This window comes from Dorea sp. OM07-5 (genome assembly GCF_003481355.1).
GTDB lineage: Bacteria > Bacillota > Clostridia > Lachnospirales > Lachnospiraceae > Dorea_D > Dorea_D hominis.
In genome coordinates, this window is record NZ_QUKZ01000036.1 from 417 (window position 1) to 3,300 (window position 2,884).

The window sequence follows — 2,884 nt, forward strand, 5'->3', positions numbered from 1 at the left end:
ATATCAATTATCTGTTCGGACAGGAAGAACCGCCAAAAGGTGAACTGAGCCTTTCAAGCACAAAGTTGAATGTAGTACGGGATGGAAACTTCCAGAAAACACCAAATATCACACTGTCTGGAGATCACAGAAACTATGTGACATTGAGTGTACCGGAAAATGTGACTGCACATAATCTTTCCAAAGGAACAAGTGTTACAAATGGAAAAATCCAGATTTATGGTGGAGATACATTCTATCTGTCTGCGGATTTATTACTGACAGGCAGTTATGCTTCCGGCAACTTATATGGTTCTGTCGGAAAGACATGGAGAACGCTGGTGCTGACAACCGGAGATTCCAAGCAGGATATCGGTGTATTTGAAAGCGAAACAGTAGCTCCGGTAAGTTTCAGTGTACAGTGGCTGAATATGACACGCATTGAACTTATGAAAAAAGATGTCAATACACAGAATCCGCTGTCGGGGGCAGTTTATGGTATTTATACTGATAAGAAGTGTGAAAACCTGCTTATGACAATGTCAGCAACCGGAACAGACGGAAAAGCAGTCAGCGATTATTTTGATGCCGCACTCAAAACTGTGTATGTAAAAGAAGTGACTGCACCGACCGGATATAAACGGAATCAGGAAGTCTATCAAGTGGATGTTGCAGCCGGAAAGACATTGACGCTAACAGCAACGGATGAGAGGGTCACCGGAAAAGTAAAGATCGCAAAGATTGATAAGGAAACACTTGCATTCCAGCCACAGGGAGACGGCGCTCTTCGAGGTGCGGTGTATGGTCTGTATGCCAAAGAAGATATCGTGCATCCGGATGGAACAACAGGGGTGCTGTATAAACAGGACAGCCTGATCGCACAGGGAGTCATCGGTGATGATGGAACACTGGAGTTCTCAGAATTATATCTTGGAGAAATGTATGTAAAAGAGATCACTCCGCCGGAAGGATATACACTGGATACTACAAGATATGAGGTATCCGTAACCTATGAGGGACAAGATGTTGCAGAAGTGACAAGAGACCTTACGGTAAAAGAGCAGGTGAAGAGACAGGCATTTCAGTTGATCAAGATCAGTGAAGATGGAGAGCAGACAGAAACAGACCTGGTCGCAGGAGCAGGATTTCAGGTATATCTGATCAGCAGCCTGTCACAGGTGAAAAATGGAAAGCTGAAACCGGCCAATGGAGAAAGATACACGGCAAGTGATTTTAAAAATTATGATTTCAGTAACGAGAAGGTGGCAGTCACCTATGAGAATGGAACAGCCGTACCAGTGCCGGAACTGATCACAGATACAAAAGGATACGCAGTCAGCCCGGAATTGCCTTATGGAAGTTATGTTGTGGTAGAAAGCACGACGCCGGAGAATCTGAAGACCATCGATCCATTTGTGGTAAAGGTGGAAGATGACAACAGAGAACCTATGCAGTGGAGAGTGTTTGATGACCGTCCGTTTGAGTTCCTGTTAAAAATCGTGAAGAAAGATGCACAGACAGGGAATACTGTTTTAAAGGCAGGGGCATCTTATAAGATTTACGATGTGACAAATAAGAAATACATTGAACAGGTCGTTCAGTATCCGAAAAAAGAAAAGATCAGCGTATTCCAGACCAATGAGGAAGGATATCTGATCACACCGCAGGAACTGAAATGCTCAACTTATCGGATCGAGGAAGTGAAAGCACCGGAAGGATTTGTAAGACAGGGATACGAAGAGTCTCTGTATGACGGAGCAACGATCCTTTCACCATTAGACCAGACTGCAAAGGGAACTTATAAAGAAAATCCGCAGAGTGCCATTGAGATCACCGTATCCTCAAACACGGCACACCAGATCGATCCGGATACAAGAGCTGCAATCGTAGAGGTAGAACAGAAAAACGATGAACAGGTGGGAAGTCTGCTCCTGACCAAAAAAGGAGAACAGCCTACTGAAGTAACCGGGGATTCTGTTCTGGCAAAAGTAAAGACGCTTGTGTCAAAGGTAAAAAATGCGGTATCCGGGAAAGAAGAAACAGGTATCTATAAAGGATTTAAATATGAAGAAACCGGAGTAGAAGGTGCCCAGTTTGAAGTATATGCCAAGGATACCATTTATTCACCGGATGGGGCAAAGGACGAAGAAGGGAATCCGCTTGTCCGTTACGAGAAAGATGATTTGGTAGCCAAACTGACTACAGACGAAGAGGGAATGGCAGTACTCAACAATCTGCCACTGGGAACTTATTATCTGAAAGAAGTTGTGGCAGGAGAGAATTTTGTCCTGAATACCGAGCAGAAAGAATTTACCCTGACAGCCGAGGATGATACGCAGGCAGTTGTTTATGAAGGGGTTACCTACAAAAACGAGAGACAGAAAGTGTCCGTATCGGTAGAAAAGAAGGATTCTGTTACAGGAGAAAAACTGGAAGGAGTCATCTTCGGACTGTATGCCGGGGAAGATATCGTCTCTAATCAGGGAGAAGTTCTTGTAGAGAAGGATACCCTGCTGGAAAAGAAAGCAACCGACAAGAACGGAAATCTGACCTTTGACAGTGACCTTCCACATGGGAAATATTATGTCAAAGAGGAAGTCAGAAAAGCCGGATATCTTCCGAACGAGGAAGTATGGAAAGTAGATGCATCCTACGAAAACCAGAATCTTGAAAAGATTGTACTGAGTAAAGAAGTTGAGAACCAGCCGACCGAGACACGGATCAGCAAGACAGATGCAACCACCGGAAGCGAGCTGGAGGGAGCAAAACTTCAGGTAATCGACACAGACGGAAATATCGTGGAAGAATGGACCAGTACCAAAGAAGATCATGTGATCTATGGTCTGCCGGAAGGAACTTATACCTTGCATGAAGAACTGGCTCCTTATGAAGACGGCTATGTGTC

1 protein-coding gene is annotated in these 2,884 nt (G+C 44.4%); it reads left to right on the forward strand.

Annotated elements, in window-relative coordinates:
- Positions 1-2,884, forward strand: a 2,884-nt coding sequence (locus DXC04_RS15195) for an MSCRAMM family protein (RefSeq protein ID WP_279220511.1), incomplete at both ends; no start/stop codon positions are given.